Source organism: Citrobacter sp. C5_2 (assembly GCF_014596845.2).
Taxonomy (GTDB): Bacteria; Pseudomonadota; Gammaproteobacteria; order Enterobacterales; family Enterobacteriaceae; genus Citrobacter; species Citrobacter werkmanii.
Map to the genome: position 1 here is coordinate 1,166,820 of NZ_CP115032.1, position 17,632 is coordinate 1,184,451.

15 protein-coding genes are annotated in these 17,632 nt (G+C 53.3%); 4 read left to right on the forward strand and 11 right to left on the reverse strand.

Going from position 1 to position 17,632, the window contains the following annotated elements:
• Positions 1 to 36 precede the first annotated feature (36 nt).
• The 7 genes from gabT to ICA20_RS05765 all read right to left on the reverse strand — a co-directional run bounded on the left by gabT (position 37) and on the right by ICA20_RS05765 (position 8,140).
• Complete coding sequence (gabT, locus tag ICA20_RS05735) at positions 37 to 1,320, reverse strand: 4-aminobutyrate--2-oxoglutarate transaminase (RefSeq protein ID WP_038632940.1); 1,284 nt, start codon at positions 1,318 to 1,320, stop codon at positions 37 to 39.
• Between the two features lie 25 nt (positions 1,321 to 1,345).
• Positions 1,346 to 2,794 (reverse strand): NADP-dependent succinate-semialdehyde dehydrogenase, encoded by a 1,449-nt coding sequence (gene gabD / locus ICA20_RS05740; protein ID WP_038632937.1) that lies wholly within the window; start codon positions 2,792 to 2,794, stop codon positions 1,346 to 1,348.
• 23 nt (positions 2,795 to 2,817) lie between these two features.
• Entirely contained in the window at positions 2,818 to 4,086 is a 1,269-nt protein-coding gene (gene lhgO / locus ICA20_RS05745) for an L-2-hydroxyglutarate oxidase (protein ID WP_038632934.1), read from the reverse strand.
• 19 nt (positions 4,087 to 4,105) lie between these two features.
• Entirely contained in the window at positions 4,106 to 5,083 is a 978-nt protein-coding gene (gene glaH / locus ICA20_RS05750) for a glutarate dioxygenase GlaH (RefSeq protein ID WP_038632931.1), read from the reverse strand.
• Positions 5,084 to 5,323: 240 nt separating this feature from the next.
• Entirely contained in the window at positions 5,324 to 6,037 is a 714-nt protein-coding gene (locus tag ICA20_RS05755) for an MgtC/SapB family protein (protein ID WP_038632928.1), read from the reverse strand.
• A 31-nt stretch (positions 6,038 to 6,068) separates the two neighbouring features.
• Positions 6,069 to 7,304, reverse strand: coding sequence for an MFS transporter (locus ICA20_RS05760; protein ID WP_038632926.1), 1,236 nt, complete (start codon positions 7,302 to 7,304; stop codon positions 6,069 to 6,071).
• Between the two features lie 11 nt (positions 7,305 to 7,315).
• Entirely contained in the window at positions 7,316 to 8,140 is an 825-nt protein-coding gene (locus ICA20_RS05765) for an MBL fold metallo-hydrolase (protein WP_038632923.1), read from the reverse strand.
• Between the two features lie 337 nt (positions 8,141 to 8,477).
• Between ICA20_RS05765 and ICA20_RS05770 the strand changes: the two genes are divergently transcribed.
• A complete protein-coding gene (locus tag ICA20_RS05770) occupies positions 8,478 to 10,652 on the forward strand; it encodes an extracellular solute-binding protein (protein ID WP_038632920.1) in 2,175 nt (724 codons plus the stop codon).
• Positions 10,653 to 10,708: 56 nt separating this feature from the next.
• Here the strand turns inward: ICA20_RS05770 and ICA20_RS05775 are convergent, their stop codons facing one another.
• Positions 10,709 to 11,311 carry a short chain dehydrogenase gene (locus ICA20_RS05775; protein WP_038632917.1) on the reverse strand — a complete coding sequence of 201 codons (603 nt, stop codon included), beginning with the start codon at positions 11,309 to 11,311 and terminating at the stop codon, positions 10,709 to 10,711.
• Between the two features lie 98 nt (positions 11,312 to 11,409).
• Here ICA20_RS05775 and ICA20_RS05780 point away from each other — a divergent pair, with 98 nt between their 5' ends.
• Positions 11,410 to 12,300 (forward strand): LysR family transcriptional regulator, encoded by an 891-nt coding sequence (locus ICA20_RS05780; RefSeq protein WP_038632914.1) that lies wholly within the window; start codon positions 11,410 to 11,412, stop codon positions 12,298 to 12,300.
• A 34-nt stretch (positions 12,301 to 12,334) separates the two neighbouring features.
• On the opposite strand, the gene ICA20_RS05785 is transcribed toward ICA20_RS05780, so the two are convergent.
• The 3 genes from ICA20_RS05785 to ICA20_RS05795 are packed head-to-tail and all read right to left on the reverse strand — an operon-like array spanning position 12,335 to position 15,286.
• Entirely contained in the window at positions 12,335 to 13,849 is a 1,515-nt protein-coding gene (locus ICA20_RS05785; RefSeq protein ID WP_038632911.1) for a tripartite tricarboxylate transporter permease, read from the reverse strand.
• A gap of 10 nt (positions 13,850 to 13,859) precedes the next feature.
• On the reverse strand, positions 13,860 to 14,294 hold the full coding sequence (locus tag ICA20_RS05790; RefSeq protein ID WP_087856208.1) for a tripartite tricarboxylate transporter TctB family protein: 435 nt from the start codon (positions 14,292 to 14,294) through the stop codon (positions 13,860 to 13,862).
• Positions 14,295 to 14,308: 14 nt separating this feature from the next.
• Positions 14,309 to 15,286, reverse strand: coding sequence for a tripartite tricarboxylate transporter substrate binding protein (locus ICA20_RS05795; RefSeq protein WP_038632908.1), 978 nt, complete (start codon positions 15,284 to 15,286; stop codon positions 14,309 to 14,311).
• Positions 15,287 to 15,439: 153 nt separating this feature from the next.
• Here ICA20_RS05795 and tctD point away from each other — a divergent pair, with 153 nt between their 5' ends.
• Both tctD and ICA20_RS05805 read left to right on the forward strand, forming a co-directional pair.
• Positions 15,440 to 16,114, forward strand: coding sequence for a transcriptional regulator TctD (gene tctD / locus ICA20_RS05800; protein ID WP_038632905.1), 675 nt, complete (start codon positions 15,440 to 15,442; stop codon positions 16,112 to 16,114).
• Positions 16,101 to 17,513, forward strand: a complete 1,413-nt coding sequence (locus ICA20_RS05805; RefSeq protein ID WP_038632902.1) for a sensor histidine kinase — start codon at positions 16,101 to 16,103, stop codon at positions 17,511 to 17,513. Before tctD ends, ICA20_RS05805 begins: the two co-directional genes overlap by 14 nt.
• Positions 17,514 to 17,632 lie beyond the last annotated feature (119 nt).

A 17,632-nucleotide genomic window follows, 5' to 3' on the forward strand; every position in this document is an offset into this window, starting at 1 on the left:
CGCCTTATCCGGCCTACGGATTGCTTTTTTGTATAGTTAGCCCTGCTTCGCCTCAGCAAAACACTGGGCGATGATGTCCAGCCCCTGGCGGATTTGCGCATCTTCAATGGTCAGCGGGACAAGGATGCGCAGCACGTTGTAGTAAGGCCCGCAGGAGAGCAGGATCAGCCCTTTATCACGCGCGCGCGCCACCACTTCTGCGGTCAGCTTGGCGTCTGGTTTCGTATGGTCGCCGTCTTCGAACAGTTCGATGGCGATCATCGCCCCCAGCCCACGCACGTCGCCAATTTCGCGATGCGTTTCGGCGATAGCCAGCAGGCCTTCGCGCAGGGTTTGCCCCAGTTCGTTGGCCTTTTGCAGCAGATTTTCCTGCTCGAAAATGTTCAGCACCGCCAGCGCGGCGGCACAGGCAATCGGGTTACCGGCATAGGTACCGCCCAGGCCACCCGGCGGGATAGCGTCCATGACGTCGGCGCGACCGGTTACCCCTGCCAGCGGGAAGCCGCCAGCGATAGATTTGGCGAAGGTGGTAAGATCGGGCGCAACGCCCATCTGCTCCATGGCGAACAGCGTACCGGTGCGGCCCGCGCCGCTCTGCACTTCATCGGCAATCAGCATGATCCCGTGTTCGTCACAAATGGCGCGCAGACGCTGCATAAATGCCGGGGTGACCGCGTAAAAACCGCCTTCGCCCTGGACGGGTTCAATGACGATGGCGGCAACGTCTTCCGGCGCGGCATCATTTTTGAAGATGCGGTGAATACTGGCGATAGCATCATCTTCACTGATGCCATGCAGCGGGCAAGGAAAAAGTGCGCGATAAACATGGCCCGGCATCAGCCCCATTCCGGCGGAGTACGGGTTGACTTTCCCGGTCAGCGACAGGGTGTAGTGGGTACGGCCATGATAAGCGCCGCTGAAGGCGATCGTACCTGTACGTTTGGTGGCGGCGCGGGCAATTTTCACCGCGTTTTCCACGGCTTCAGAACCGGTGGTCACCAGCAGGGTTTTCTTGGCGAAATCGCCCGGCACTTTCTTGTTCATGATTTCGCACAGCTCCAGGTAGGGCTCATAGGCCAGCACCTGGAAGCAGGTATGCGACAGTTTTTTCAACTGCGCTTCTACCGCAGAGACAATCTGCGGGTGCAGGTGACCGGTATTCAGCACCGCAATACCGCCAGCAAAATCGAGGAATTCGCGGCCTTCAACGTCCCAGACCCGGCAGTTTTCTGCCCGCTCGGCAAAAATAGGGTGGATCTGTCCTACGCCACGGGGAACGGCGTTGCTGCGACGTTGCATGAGTTCTTTGTTGGTGCTCATCAGGTGTTCTCCAGTATTTGTTTTATTAAAGGCCGATACACATATATTTGATTTCTAAGTAGTCTTCGATGCCGTATTTCGATCCTTCACGGCCAAGACCGGAGGCTTTGATCCCACCAAATGGGGCGACTTCGTTGGAGATGATGCCGGTGTTAATCCCGACGATGCCGTACTCCAGCGCTTCGCCAACGCGGAAGACGCGGCTTAAATCACGGGCGTAGAAATAGGCTGCCAGGCCAAACTCGGTGTCATTGGCCTGGGCGATGACGTCAGCTTCGTCTTTAAAGCGAAACAGCGGCGCCAGCGGGCCGAATGTCTCTTCTTTGGCAACCTTCGCGTTGTCAGGTACATCGACCAGAATGGTGGGCTGAAAGAAGTTCCCACCCAGCGCATGAGGTTTACCGCCAGCGATAATGCGTGCGCCTTTATCCAGGGCATCGGCGATATGCTCCTGCACTTTGGCAACCGCTTTCTCGTCGATCAGCGGCCCGGTGGTGACATCTGGTTGCAGACCATCACCGAGGCGCAGCTTGCTCACCGCCTGCTCGAGTTTTTCGGCAAACTGCTCATACACGCCGTCCTGCACGTACAGACGGTTGGCGCAGACGCAGGTTTGCCCCGCGTTACGGAACTTCGACGCCAGCGCGCCTTCCACGGCTTTGTCGAGATCGGCATCGTCAAAGACGATAAACGGCGCATTGCCGCCCAGTTCCAGCGACACCTTCTTGATGTCTTTGGCACACTGTTCCATCAGCTGACGGCCAATTTCGGTGGAGCCGGTAAATGACAGTTTGCGCACCAGCGGGTTGCCGGTCAGTTCGTTGCCGACCGCGCTTGCTGAACCGGTCACCACGCTGAATACGCCAGCCGGGATGCCGGCGCGATTAGCCAGCTCTGCCAGCGCCAGTGCGGAATAGGGTGTCTGGCTGGCCGGTTTAAGCACCATGGTGCAACCCGCCGCCAGTGCCGGACCGGCTTTGCGAGTGATCATCGCCGCCGGGAAGTTCCACGGCGTAATCGCGGCGGTAACGCCGATCGGCTGCTTGATGACGATCAGACGCTTATCAGCCTGATGGCCGGGGATCGTGTCGCCATAAATACGTTTGCCCTCTTCGGCAAACCACTCAATAAATGAGGCGGCATAGGTGATTTCGCCTTTGGCTTCCGCCAGCGGCTTACCCTGTTCCAGGGTCATCAGACGAGCAAGATCGTCCTGATGTTCAATCATCAGGTTGAACCAGCGACGCAGAATATTGGCCCGTTCTTTGGCGGTCAGCGCACGCCAGGCGGGTAGAGCGCGGTCCGCGGCGTTAATGGCTTCACGGGTTTCATCCGCCCCCATTTTCGGTACGCTACCCAATTGCTGACCATTGGCGGGATTCGTTACTGCGATGGTCTCGCCGTTGTTGGCGTCACGCCAGTTGCCGTCAATCAACGCCTGTTGGCGAAATAAGGTTGGATCGTTTAGTTGCATAATTACTTCCTGTCTTAATCATGTTAACGGGTGAATGCGGCGTGTAATGTCTCCACGCTACGTGCCGCACGCAGCGTGCGTCCGGGATTACTCTGGCTCTCCAGCAGCGCATGTACTTTGCCGACAATATGCGCGCCGATAGGGAGCGCTGACGTTGCTGCCGGAGAAGGGGCGTTGCAGGTATGAATGGAGCGTGGCGTGGTGACAAACAAGAAATCGTCGATCAGCTTGCCGTCCGGCGACACCGCCTGCGCCCGCACGCCCGCAGGCCACGGTTGCAGATCTTTCTGCGTCAGACTCGGACAGTACTTTTGCACCAGCCGTAGATAGCCGCTTTTGCACAGCGAATTCTTCATTTCGCCAAGCCCGGAGCGCAGGTTGTTTTGCAGCACGCGGCGGATGCCGGAAGAGCCGAAGATCTCCAGCGTATCGCTGAGTGAGAAATCACGTTTACGGTAACCTTCGCGTTTAAATGCCAGTACCGCGTTGGGGCCCACCGTGACGCTGCCATCAATCATGCGGGTGAGATGCACACCGAGAAACGGCATCGCCGGATCGGGGATCGGGTAGATCAGATGATTGACTATCTGGTTATGTTCTGACGCCAGACGGAAGTATTCGCCACGGAACGGACAGATAATAAAACCGGGTTCAACGCCGAGCATTTTCACCAGTCGATCGGCCATCAGGCCGGAACAGCTTATCAGCGTTGCGCCTTCATATTCGTGCCCCTGGCGGGTATGGACGATCACGCCCGCGGCGTGTTCTCTCAGCGCGCTGACCTCGGCGTTGTAAATAATCTCACCGCCTTTGGCCTGGAAAATCTTCGCCATCGCGGCGGTTACTTCGCGGTAGCTGACGATCCCGCTCGACGGGACGAAAATGCCGCCCAGCCCGGTAATGTTGGGTTCACGCTCGCGTAGCTCCTGCGCATTCAGCCATTCGCGTTCCAGGCCGTTAGCAGCGGTGCGATCCCATAGCGCGCGCATACGCTCCATTTCCAGAGCGGAGGTGGCAACCAGCATTTTTCCGCAGACGTCGTAGCGGATGCCGTTTTGGTCGCAAAAGGCTTTGGTGGCGCGATTTCCGGCCAGGCAAAACTGCGCCTTCAGGCTGCCGGGCGTGTAATAAACCCCGGCATGAATCACGCCGCTGTTATGGCCCGTCTGGTGACAGGCCGGGCCGGACTCTTTTTCCAGCAGCGCGATTCTGGCGTCCGGATAGACATCAATCAGTTGCATGGCGGTCGACATGCCGATAATGCCGCCGCCAATAATCACAAAATCATACATCCGCTTTTTTCCTTCGCCCTTACTGATGGGTCTGGTAGTGGTTGCTCGCGTAAGCGAAATAACCACGCTGGCGCATCAGTTCGCGGCGCAGGTCAGGATGCGAGGTGAAGCGATCGCGGCCGTGCAGCCAGAACAGGTTGTTGATCAGCAGGAATTTACCCACAGGAACCGGAACGGAAATAATGTTCTTGCTGGTTTCCAGCGCATCGGACAGGTCGCTCAGCCAGACGCCTTCTTCATAGTCTTTCGGCTGGACGAACTGGTCGATGTAGCGCATTACCGGGCGGCCCTGCTGGTCAACGTCAAATACCGGATGGAACACATCCTTGCTGACGTTTTTGCTTGGCGGCGCGGCAAAGCGCATCGCGCGACGCGCCAGCGGATGGGTAAAGTACTGCTCCAGATGTTCCCAGTCGTCGAGGTGCAGCAGCAGCGAGTTACCGCCGGTCATGTTCTGCTCGTCGATCTTCATCATCAGCACGTAATCGGTGATTTCTTCAAGGTAGGTTCCGTCGTTATGTAGCTCCATAACACGGTGCGGCTGGCGCAGATAGCTGTCTGAGTTATCGACGTTTTTCACCACAAAACGGGCATAGTATTGACCGCTCATCGCATCAAAATTGGAGCGTCCGATCAGATGTGCGACCGCCGTCGCCAGTTTGACCATTTCTTCAGCCTGGGCTACATCATCCACGCCGACGGCGTTGATCAGCAGCGCGCCTTCGGCACGATCGAGCAGCGTTTTCAGCAGCAGGGGCTGCAACTGGTTGCCGCACAAATCATCAAGGATCTTGCCCACTTTGAAGCGCAGGAAAGATTTGTATTCCAGGGCCTGCACCGGCCACTGCGCGACGGCCTGTAGAAATTGCTCAGTGGTCTCGGCAGAAAAAGTCAGCTCCAGCAGACGTGGAGACTGGACTGATGGTTTCAGTGTGAAACCTCTGTAGTGCTGGGCTGGATCTTCAGCGTTCGGTTGTACGGCAGTCAGTGCGTTCATCAAATCGATCCTCTCAGTAGATTGTCAGGGAGATATGGCGCAGCTCGTTTCGTAGCCATAAATTAAAAATATCTACATTTTTGAAAAACGCGCACACAATGAGCTTGTTTGTTTCTTATTTGTGATCAAAAACAACAATTATTTAACATTGAAAAAGGTAAGGATTTAGAGGCTGGATGGATACTGAGTGGCTATTTCAGGGGCGAAAGCCCCTGATTTTAAAGAGGAAGATAAGGTGTATTAATGTTCCAGGGCGATGGCGCAGACGTGTTCCACATGAGTCAGATCGTGATATAAGTCGGGCAAGGTCATCTTTTGACGAATTACGATTTTGAGATTAACTTCAATTTTGCCCTTCTTGATATCCCTGATAGTGATGTTTTCGATAATGTTTTTCTGTTGATGAATGCGGGTTATCAGACTTTCCACAGCGTTTCGTTCATCAAGAATAACCCGCACTTTCACTTTTCCGGGAAACTGATTTCTGGTCTGTAAGAAGATAATGAATGGGCTTAGTTTGATCGCTAATAAAAATAAAGCCGTGGCAAAAACAGCATGAAAATAAAAACCGGCTCCGCAGGTGATTCCCACCCCTGCAGATGCCCAGACAATTGCCGCAGTCGTGAGACCAGAGATAGCATCGTCGTGTCGGTGCAGAATGACTCCCGCACCGAGAAAACCAACGCCGCTGATAATCTGCGCCGCCAGGCGCATAGGATCGCTACGGATATTCATCGAAATTTCTGCATAGTATTCAGCAGATTGTATTGATACGACAGTTAATACACAGCTGGCTACGGATAAAATAACGCAGGTTTTGAAGCCGACCGGTTTCCCTTTCGATTCTCTTTCCAGGCCAATAATGCCACCCAGAATAAATGCAATACTGATTTTGATGATCGTAGTTAAAGGCAACAATCCTTGCTCATTGATGATGGCGGCCAGATTATTCATGCAATTACCTTAATGAGAGAGTCTTTAACGATCAGGAGTTTGCTTTTTTCAATGTGAGGTCCGTTTTGCGTTTCGAAATATCGTCCCGGAAGAAAATCAGGAAGAATACGCTGACCACTGCGGCAACGCCTGCTGAAACTAGCCAGAATGTTTCCCATTGTGGCAACGCCTCTGGACCTTGTTCCGTCACGGTGTTGTTAAAGATTTGCCCGCATACGGTGGAGGCAAATAGCAGACCAACGCCGTTGGAGACGATAAATCGCAAGCTTTGGGCTTGTGCTTTAATCTCTGGCGCTGCTTTACGGTCAACATAAATGTCGCCCACGGTAAAGAAAAAGTCCCAGCAGAATCCTTGTAACATCAGGCCGATCAGCACAAACATCATGTTGGCATCCAGCGAGGCATTAGCAAATAATAGTGTGCGGATGATCCAGCAGACGGCGCCTAACATCAGCGTGATTTTGAAGCCAGCTTTCAGTAAGAAGAACGACAGCAGGAACATGAAAATAACTTCACAAGCGATGCCAACCTGCATCATTGAGGCGGCGTTATCGAATCCAAGCGCTTTTAGAAAGACCGGGATATAGGCGGAATAAGCCGTTTTTGGGATCATCAGGACAAAAATACTGAGCATCAAAACCGAGAAGCTGCGGTCTTTGAAGAGCGCCAGAGCATCCAGACATAACAGATCGCGAAGCGTAAACACGCTTCCTTTTGCTTTCGGTGGGGTATTTGGCAACGTAAAACAGTACAGGCCGAGAACAACACCGGAGGCCGACGCAATATACCAGGTGATGGTATTTCCAGAATAACCCATTTCACCAATGATAAAGCCGATGACCATAAAGCCAAATGTGCCGAATACACGAATAAATGGGAAGTATTTTACCCCGTTAATGTGGCTGAAACTGATACTGTTCGCCAGCGCAGTTGTTGGATAAAACAGCAGACCAACCAGGAAAATCATGGTTAACGTCATACCTGTGTTTTGTGCCTCAATAAATTGCGGAACAAACAACAGTACACCAGCATTAATTAAATGCAGGATCGCCATGACTTTTTGTGACGCAAAGAAGCGGTCGGCGACCATGCCAATAAATAGCGGGGAAAGAATAGTCGCCAGGCCAAGCAAAGCATAGGATGAGCCAATAATTGTTGCCATACCATAGGTGCTCAATACCAGCCCCATGGTCATATTCCAGGCACCCTGCATGAAATATTGTATGAACATCATAATCAACAGGCGTGGTGTTTTATTAAGGTCCATATTGCATATCCTTACTGGTTGATGCTCAGGTTAAGCCCGTCCCAGGCGACAAGAATGTTCTCTTTGTCGCATGCCGCAACGAGATCGTCGTGCAGCAGACCTCCGCTGTGTGATATATGCGAGACGATAAGTTGGCTATTTTTCTCAAGGCAACCGAGTTCCGCAAGCCTGTCTCTGGCGGCGAAGACGGTTTCCAGACTCATGTGGTTATTTGTACGATTATCACCATTAAAACCGTAGGTGCACTCCAGGACAGCCAGATCGATTTTTTTCCCTTTCAGCCATTGCCATGTGAGCTCAGGAAACCAGCCTGAATCATGTCCGTAGAAAATTGACTGGCCTTCTTTTTCAATAAACCAGGTATAACAAAGCTCCCACTTGGCATGGTTAGCCAGCAGCGGAGTGATGCGGTATCCGCGAGTTTCAACGGTCACGAAGGGCACCAGGCAATGAAAAGCAAATCTTTCAGCGCTGTAGCCTGGTAACACTTCCGCAGCACCGTTAATTGCACGGTCATTACCAAAAATGTGCAACGGATGAGTAATTTCAAATCCATACCCTTCCATACGGCTAAAAAGATCGCCGACGTTGAAATGATCGGGATGAGTATGTGTGAACAATAGCGATCTGATCTCTGTTGCGTCCAGGCCATCTCGCAGCAGTTGTTGGCTGAATTCAGGCGCCACGTCAATGAGCAGTTCATCGTCGATAATCGCTGAAGAGTGTGTGCGTAAGTCTTTACTTTTACGAATGCGGGCTTGCTGGCAGTGCTCACAACGGCAAAAAGGATTGGGGAGCCCTTCAGATGCAGCGGTACCCAGAAAATGAATCTTCATGTTTCCCTCTTAATGACAAATGTGATTGTTGTTTTTTTAGACGTTTATGTAATAAAACGTAATTGGAACGTGTCAATTATGGTTCCAGTGTTTTATATGAACAACGATCTTTTGCCTCAGAAGTGATCCTCTTCAAAGATTATAAAATTTATACATAAATTTCATTGTATTAGTGTTTCTACGTGAATGAGGTGTGTCTATCGATAGCGTCAGGCTTTTATTATGACATGCTTATAAAATGCACTTTTTAATATTGTAACGTTCAAATTTTAGTGCTGAAGATAGTTTCCTGATGAGCGCCGTGCTAGCATCAAAGCATCAGGGGAAGGATGTAAAAATGCCAACTATCAAAGACATAGCAAGAATTGCCGGTGTGTCGCATGGGACTGTCTCGAATGTGCTCAATGGCAGAGGGAATGTAAGCGTCGAGAAGATTGAAGCGGTTCAACGTGCAGCCCGAGAAGTTGGCTATCAGTTGAATGCGCAGGCGCAATCGTTGAGAGCCAGCAAAAGTCAGGGAGTGGCATTGATTCTGCCCGACATCAATGCCGAACAGTACTTTCAACTCTATCGGGGATTGCATCAGGTTTGGCAGCCTTCATTAAGCGAACCGATTGACCTTTACCTGACCAACGATCTGCCTAATCTTGAGCTGGAGATTCTGCAAACGCTGGCGGCAAAGTCTTATCAGGCTGTTGTCTCGGTCAGTTGCCTGAATGACAGTCAGCCCTATTACGACTTGCTCAGGCTTTCCCCGGAAAATATTTTGTTTGCATATCGCCAGCCTGTCGGCGCAGTTTGTTATTTTAGCCTTGACTATGTGACAGCAGGCGAAGAAATAGCGAGGAGGGCGCTGGCGCAGCAGCCGGGCCATATTGGTGTTTTTTGCGAACGTCTGGAGTTTTCCCATAGCGCGAGCTTTACTCAGGCGATACAGGAAACCTGCCGGGAATTAAGTCCGCATACGAAGCTTACGATTTTACCTGCACATGCCAGTGAAGCTAACACCGTCGCTTTTGACTTTTTTCGCGGGGCAATTCCCGATCTGTTTATTGTCCAGGACTCTGAGAGAACGCGAGCACTGACGCAAGCAGCCTGGTTTGGTAGCTCCCAGTCCTGCCCGCCGATATTGCAACTGAGTGATAATCTCCCTGCATCCTTCGACGGGATCACCAGCTACCAGATGGATTATGGTCGCCTGGGGACAACTATTGCCTCCAGTATTCGCCTGCCTAAAAGTAAAGAAAAGCATCGTATTCTGACAAATTGCGGTTTTTCCTGGAATGGACAGTACGTGCCGCCGCCTGAAACAGAGGCGACGCTGAATATGTTAATTTTACCGAGTCCTTCGACTGATGCGTTGAAGAAACTGTTACCCCACTTTTATCGCCAGACCGGTATTAAGGTAAATCTTGCGGTTTATCCCTATGATGAAGTTTTTGAAATCCTCTCCCACCTTCATCTACATCCTTATTACGATTTACTGCGAATCGATATGGCGTGTTTTCCGTGGTTTGCAGAGAAAGCACTCTTGCCGCTGGAATCCGTCTCTTCTGAGCTTCCATTGCTGTTGGAAAATTTCTCTGAGCAAATTCAACAGCACTTCAGCATGGTGAATGGGACCGCATGGGCAATACCCTTTGATGCCAGTATGCAGCTTTTGTTTTATCGACGAGATCTGTTTGAAGACGCGACGATTAAACGGATGTTTTATGAAGCAACGGGAAAAGAGTTAACGCTGCCAGAGAGCTTTGCGCAATTTGATGAGATAGCGGCTTTCTTTAGTCAATTACATCAGCCAGAAAACAGACAGCGCCCGATGGGAACAGCGGTGACGCTGGGAAGCTCGGGGCTTATTGCTACCGAGTATCTGCTGCGTTACTACGCGCTCGGTGGGCGTTTGGTGCGCGAAGGCGAGCCGGTACAACTCGAGCCTTCACTTGCCGCAACTGCACTCGAACAATATCTACAACAGCTTTCTATCGCCGTGAATCTGCCCGGTGAGTGGTGGAGTGACGCGGTAAAACAGTTTGAGCGTGGAAATCTTGCCATGCTGATCATGTATCTCAATTTGTTCAACGATGTGGCGCACACGGCCATAGCGCCCACTATTGGCTATGCTCCTGTACCGGGGCAACTTCCACAATTGGGGGGCGGTTCCATTGGAATGTCCCGCTACAGTAAAAAGAAAAAACAGGTTGAGCAGTTCTTTCATTGGCTTTATTCCGATGAAATTGCGCGCCATCTGGTTTTGCTGGGAGGAAATAGCGCCTGGTCTGGAATATGTCACGATCAAAACGTTCTCAATCTCTACCCGTGGTTTAATTTATTGAATGAAAAAGGCATGACGGGAATAAGGGAGTCTGAGGGAAGTAAAGGTGAACCTTTCAACCTGCGCCAGGCAGAGATTATTATCGGGCAAGGTGTGACGAATGCAATTAACGGCATTATGGATGTCTCTCAGGCCGTGGAATATATTAATGCGCGAATAAGAAACGAAACGGGTGCCTGAAAATAGGCAGTGGCTTGCCTCTTACTGATGACGTAAGAGGCGAGGTCAGGCTTTTATCAGTAACCTACTTTATAAGTACGCCCGGTTTGGATGCCTTCCACGCTGCGGCGATAGGCGTTGGCAACGGTAGCGGCCGGGACGCTTTCAAAACCCGGAAAGAAATCGTCGTAGGCTGCGGCGGATTCACTGAGCACGGTTGGGCTAATCAGGTTGATACGCAGCCCACGCCCCAGCTCACAGGCCGCCGCGCGAACAAATCCTTCCAGACCGGCATTGATCGTTGCCGCATTCGCCCCCTGCGCGATGGGTTCATGGGCGATGATGCCGCTAATGAGCGTAATTGAGCCGCCATCATTGAGAAAATGCTGCCCGGTTAATGTCAGACGAATCTGGCCTAACAGCTTATCCTGTAAACCCTGATTAAAATTCCGATCGGTCATGGTGGATAACGGCCCAAAGAACAAATTGCCGGTGGCGGAAACGATCGCATCTACCCGTCCGACTTTTTCAAACAATGCCTCGACACTCTCCTGGGAGGTGATATCAACCTGGTAATCTCCCTGCGTGCGGCCCACACGGATCACTTCATGTTTACGGCTTAATGCTTCCGTAACTGCACGACCCACCGTACCGCTGGCACCAACAATAACGATTTTCATAACCACCTCCGCAATAGTGTGAGCCGCTATTCTTTAATGAAAATGAAATCGGATAAACTGGCCAAAAGTTAGATGATTACTAACCAGAGGTTTGTAATATGGATAAACTGCGCGGCATGGAAACGTTTATCGCGGTGGTGGAGAGCGGGAGCTTTACCACCGCGGCCACGCGACTGGGGATGTCTGCGGTGATGGTGGGGAAGTACATCACCCACCTTGAAACGCAACTCGGTACGCGCCTGCTGGAGCGCAACACACGTCGCCAGAGCCTGACCGATGCCGGTCGTGTCTATTTTGAAGAAGCCCGGCGTGTGCTGGAACAGGTGTCGATAGCCGAACGCTCAGTGGAGCGTCTGCGGCTGGCGCCTGCGGGGACGCTGCGCATCAGCGCGCCGACCTCCTTTGGCGCCTGCGTTATCTCGCCGTTGGCCGCCGCGTTTTTACAGGCCTGGCCGGAAGTGCGCATTGAACTGGATCTGACCAATCGGATGGTCGATCTGGTGAATGAAGGAGTTGACCTGGCGATCCGCATTGGCGATATCCATCAGACTGATGTAGTGGCGAAATACCTGTGTCCGTACCGTATGGCGATTTGCGCGTCACCGGATTATCTCGCTCGTCATGGCACCCCCTTCACGCCCGCGGATCTGGTGGATCATTTGTGCCTGTCCCACACCGTGTGGACGGCCCGTAACGAATGGATGCTACCGGGCGCGGGAGGCGAAGTCAGATGGAAGCGCGATGCGATCCTGCGCTGTAACGATGGTCATGGCCTGCGTATGGCGGCAGTGGCGGGGGCGGGGCTGTTGTTACAACCGGAGGTGCTGTTGGCGGAAGAGTTAGCTACTGGCAGGCTGGTGCGGGTGCTGGAGGCGTTTACGCCGCAGCCACGACCCATTCATCTGCTGTGGCGGCAAGATTTGCGTGCGTTGCCGAAGCTGACGCGGTTTGTCGAGCACGTTCTTAGTGCAGTTCAGGAATTAAGATGAAAATGCCGGATGGCCAGCGCCATCCGGCATATTACTAACCGATATCCACCTGTGGTTTGCTGTTGCGCTTACGGATCAGGCGCAGCACCGGCGGGATAACGATAACCAGTACCGCCATCACCAGCAGCACTTTCGCTACGCCGCTGGCCCACAGAATATCGATGCTGCCGTTACTGATAGACAGCGCCCGGCGCAGGTTCTGCTCCAGCATTTCCCCGAGAACGAAGCCTAAAATCAGCGGCGACATCGGGAAGTGCATCTTACGCAGAATGTAGCCCAGTACGCCAAGGGCGACCATCAACACCAGGTCAAAGGTCGTGCTGTGAACGGCGTACACGCCAACCGCGGAGACTGCCGCGATAGCCGGTACCAAAAACCACAGCGGGATAGTCAGCATACGAGTAAACAGGCCGATCAGCGGGATGTTCATCACCAGCAGCATCACGTTGGCAATCAGCAGCGCTGCAATCAGTCCCCAAACGATATCCGGCTGCTCGGTGAACATCGCCGGGCCAGGGGTGATGTTGTACAGGGTCAGCGCACCCATCATCACCGCCGTGGTGCCGGAGCCTGGAACGCCGAGCGTCAGCATCGGAATAAAAGAGCCACAGGCCGAGGCATTGTTCGCGGCCTCAGGTGCCGCCACACCGCGAATATCACCCTTGCCGAAGCTGTCGCTGTTGCCGCTGAGCTTTTTCTCGGTCATGTAGGTGATAGCGCTGGCAATGGTGGCGCCTGCGCCAGGCAGAACGCCGACGAAAAAGCCAATCACCGATGAACGCAGGGTTGCGCCTACGCACTGTGCGCCTTCTTTGGCGTTGAACAACATGCGGCCTGTTTTACGCACCAGCGTCTGGCCGCTGCTGGTATGTTCCAGCATTAACAGTATTTCTGAGACAGAGAACAACCCAATCACCACCACGATAAACTGCACACCGTCGGAGAGATGAACGCTGTCAAAGGTAAAGCGATAAACCCCGGTGTTGGCGTCCACGCCGACGGTCGCGAGGCCGAGACCGATAAGCGCTGCCAGAAATGATTTCAGCGGATTTTGCGCCATCATGCTGCCGAGGCAGGCAATGGCGAAAACCATTAAGGCGAAGTATTCGGCCGGGCCGAAGGACAGCGACCATTGGGCTAACGCTGGGGCAAACAAAATGATGCCGCCGATAGCGATAAGCGAACCAAAGAATGAGCTGACCGCCGAGATAGAGAGCGCAACGCCGCCACGCCCTTGCTGCGCCATCGGGTAGCCATCCAGCGCGGTCATAATCGCTGCCGCATCGCCGGGCACGTTCAGCAGGATCGAGGAGATACGCCCGCCGTATTCACAACCAATGTAGACCGTCGCCAGCAGGATCAACGCAGATTCAGCCGGCAGGTGCAAAGCGAAAGCCAGCGGCAGCAGGATCGCCACGCCGTTAATCGGCCCGAGGCCGGGCAGCAGCCCGACGATGGTGCCAACAAAACAGCCAATCAAGGCGATGACCAGGTTTTCCGGCGTCATCGCCACCGCGAAACCCTGAGAAAGATAAATCCAGGTATCCATCGTTTCTCCGTTAACCCAGCCAGGCGCCGAGTGGTAAGGTGACGTCAAGCAGCCGGTCGAAGGCATACCACAACAGAATGCCGAGCACCGCGCCGGAAATACCCGCAGCCGGAATGGTTGCGCCGAACAGCATGCCAATCACCACGGTGAGAATGGCGGTGGCGATGGGAAAACCGAGCCATTCAAAACCCCAGGCGTACATCAACAGAACAATCACCATCGTCAGCAGCTTTTGCAGCACATGGCGGCGAGGCCAACTGATGGTGTCCGGGTGGCGCAACAGCAGCGCCACGGCGCATAACAGCATCAGACTGATAATGCCCAGCGGAAAGGGACGCGGGCCAACCGGCTCATAGCTGTATTCGCTGGTGATTTGCCAGGCCACGAACAGCCCGGCTATACAGAGCAACAGCCAGATACCTGCAAAAATACGATCGCTCATCATCTTTGCCTCTGCGCTTATTTCGCCAGACCGAAGGCTTTCGCCTGCTCACGATAATCCGTGACCTGCTTCTTCACGTACTCGTCGAGCTGCTTACCGCTCATGTTGAACTCGAACAGGCCGCGGAGATCGCGCTGCTTTTTAAATTCCTCAGTCTGCTGGAGTTTGTTAAAGGCATCGACCCACCACTGGTATTCGGCATCGCTGACCTTTGGTCCAACGTAGAAGCCACGAATGATCGGCCACACCAGGTCGTAACCCTGCTCTTTGGCCGTTGGCACATTGGCTAACTGACCCGGCAGGCGTTCTTCAGAGAACACCGCGAGCACGCGGATTTTGTCGCCGCTGAGATAAGGCACCATCTCGCTGAGATCGCCGGAAACTACCTGCACGTGATTGCCCATCAGCGCGGTAACCGGTTCACCGCCGCCCTCAAAGGCCACATAGCGCATCTTGTGCGGATCGACGTTGGCTTTTTGCGCCAGCAGCGCCGACTTCATCCAGTCCTGACTACCGATTGAGGCACCCGCGCCAATAACTACGCTGTTAGGATCTTTTTCCATTGCCGTCAGCAGATCTTTCAGCGTCTTCCATGGTGAGTCCTGGCGTACGGCTATCATGCCGTAATCCGTGCCCACGCTTGCCAACCAGCGCACGTCATCCACGCCATAGCGACCAAATTTACCTTGTGACAGGTTCAACAGGGAGCCGCCGGAGAAAGCCACCACGGTACCCGCTTCAGCCGGGCGTTGAGCGACGATTGCGTTATAGGCCACAGCGCCAACGCCGCCGGGCATGTAGGTTACGCGCATCGGTTTTTCGATAGCGCCGGTTTCCATCATGCTCACCTGAATCAGCTTGCAGGTGAGATCGAAGCCACCGCCGGGTTTCGCCGGGGCGATACATTCGGTGCGCGATGGCGCTTGTTCTGCCAGAACAGAGGTACTCATCAGTAAAATGCTTGCAGTAAGGGTACGAAGTAATTGTTTTTTCATTGTTTATCCTCACACCGGAAAACCGGATTTTCGGGTACGGAAGAAGATTTTTGTGATTATGTGAGCCGATGTGTAGTAGTTCGGTTGCGTGATTGTTAAAACATTAACCTTTCAATTCCCTTTCAATGCGGCAGAAACTTTACAGGATGTGATATGCGTCTCTTATTAGCGGAAGATAACCGTGAGTTAGCTCACTGGCTGGAGAAAGCGCTGGTGCAAAACGGTTTTGCCGTCGACTGCGTTTTTGATGGCCTGGCGGCCGACCATCTTTTACATAGCGAAACGTATGCGCTGGCGGTGCTGGACATCAATATGCCGGGGCTGGACGGTCTTGAAGTCGTCCAGCGGCTGCGCAAGCGCGGTCAGACGCTCCCCGTTCTGCTGTTGACGGCGCGCAGCGCGGTGGCCGACAGGGTGAAAGGGTTAAATGTCGGGGCCGATGACTATCTGGCAAAACCGTTTGAAATCGAAGAGCTTGATGCCCGGCTGCGGGCTTTGCTTCGTCGCAGCGCGGGGCAGGTGCAAGGCATACAGCAACTGGGGGAGCTGGCGTTTCATGATGAAGGCTATTTTATGTTACAGGGACAACCGTTGGCGCTTACGCCGCGTGAACAGGCTCTGCTGACGGTGCTGATGTACCGCCGGTTGCGCCCGGTTTCGCGTCAGCAGTTGTTTGAACAGGTTTTCAGTCTAAGCGATGAGGTCAGCCCCGAAAGTATCGAACTGTACATCCATCGTCTGCGTAAAAAACTTCAGGGAAGCGATGTGCGCATCGCCACGTTACGTGGTCTGGGCTATGTGCTGGAGCGTAGCGATGAAGTGGGTTAAGCCCCAGTCGTTGTATCTGCAACTTTTGATGTTTCTGGGATTACCGCTGCTGTTGCTGTGGGGACTGTCGGCATTTAACAGCTATGTCAGCGCGTTACAGGCGGCGACGCAGGCGTATGATCGGACCCTGCTCTCGTCCGCCAGAACCGTCTCTGAGCGGTTAGTGGTACGTAATAAACGACTGGAAGTGAATGTGCCGTGGGTGGTGTTGGACAGTTTTGAACTGAATATGAATGACAGGCTGTATTACAAAGTGGTCGACCCGGCGGGGAAGGTGATATCAGGTTATGACGATTTACCTGCGATGCCGCCTGCAACCTCGCGCACCCGGCTTTATCCGGCGCTGGCGTGGTTTTATCACACTGAATATCGCGGCGAGGCAATCCGCGTGGCACGTCTTCTTCAGCCAGTCAACGAGGGCGGCATTACCGGTATGGCGGAAATTTATGTCGCTGAAACGCTGCAATCGCGGCGTTATCTGGCGCGACAGCTGCTGTTCTCCTCGTGGGTTTCGCAAGGACTGCTGGTAATGCTCACGCTGGTGTTGGTTGGCTGGCTGCTGCGTCGGGTGCTACGTCCGATGCGCCAGTTGTCATCGCTGATGGTGCGTCGTGAGCCTGGGCTGCTGACGCCGTTGCCGGAACTGTTGCCGTGGTCGGAAACCCGTCTGCTGATTGTGGCATTCAACCGCTATCTGGACCGACTTCGTGGCCTTATCTCTCGTCAGGAACGCTTCAGCGCGGACGCATCCCATCAGCTTAAAACGCCGTTAGCGGTACTGAAAACTCAGGCGGCGGTAGCCCTCGCCAGCCCGCAGCCTCAGCAATGGTTCGAGAGTTTACAGGCCATGAGCGTGACTCTGGATAACACTATTCAGCTGACGGAAAGGCTGCTTCAGCTGTCGGCTGTGAAGCGCAAAGAGCAGGAAGAAAAGCACTTCTCACCGGTTAATTTGTATGAGGTGGTGCAAAGCAGCTGTTTTACCCGGCTGGCGCAGGCGCGCAGTAAAGCTATCGATCTGGGTTATGAGGGGGAACAGGGCGCGGTGTGGATTGAGGGCGATGAAGTCCTGCTCGGCGAGCTGTGTGGAAATCTACTGGATAACGCCCTGAAATACACCCCTGCGCATGGGGTGGTGACTGCCCGACTGCAGCGTGAAGGCGAAGCCGTGGTGCTGATGATTGAGGATAGCGGGCCAGGTATAGATGACCAGATGGTTCATCAGGCGATGCTACCGTTTCATCGACTCGATAACGTTGGCAATGTCCCTGGCGCAGGAATTGGTCTGGCGCTGGTTAACGACATTGCTCGCTTACACCGTACGCATCCGCAGCTGGCACGCAGCGAAACATTAGGTGGGTTAAGCGTGCGGGTGCGCTTTTTAAGCGTTGTTGCCTGATATATTTTTATTGTGGCGCCCGGCGCTCAAATATAATTAAAAGTAATTAACTTTGTTATTGTTGCGTTTTTAAATATCACCATAAGGTATTTGTTGTTATTTAATTACAGCGTTTAGCC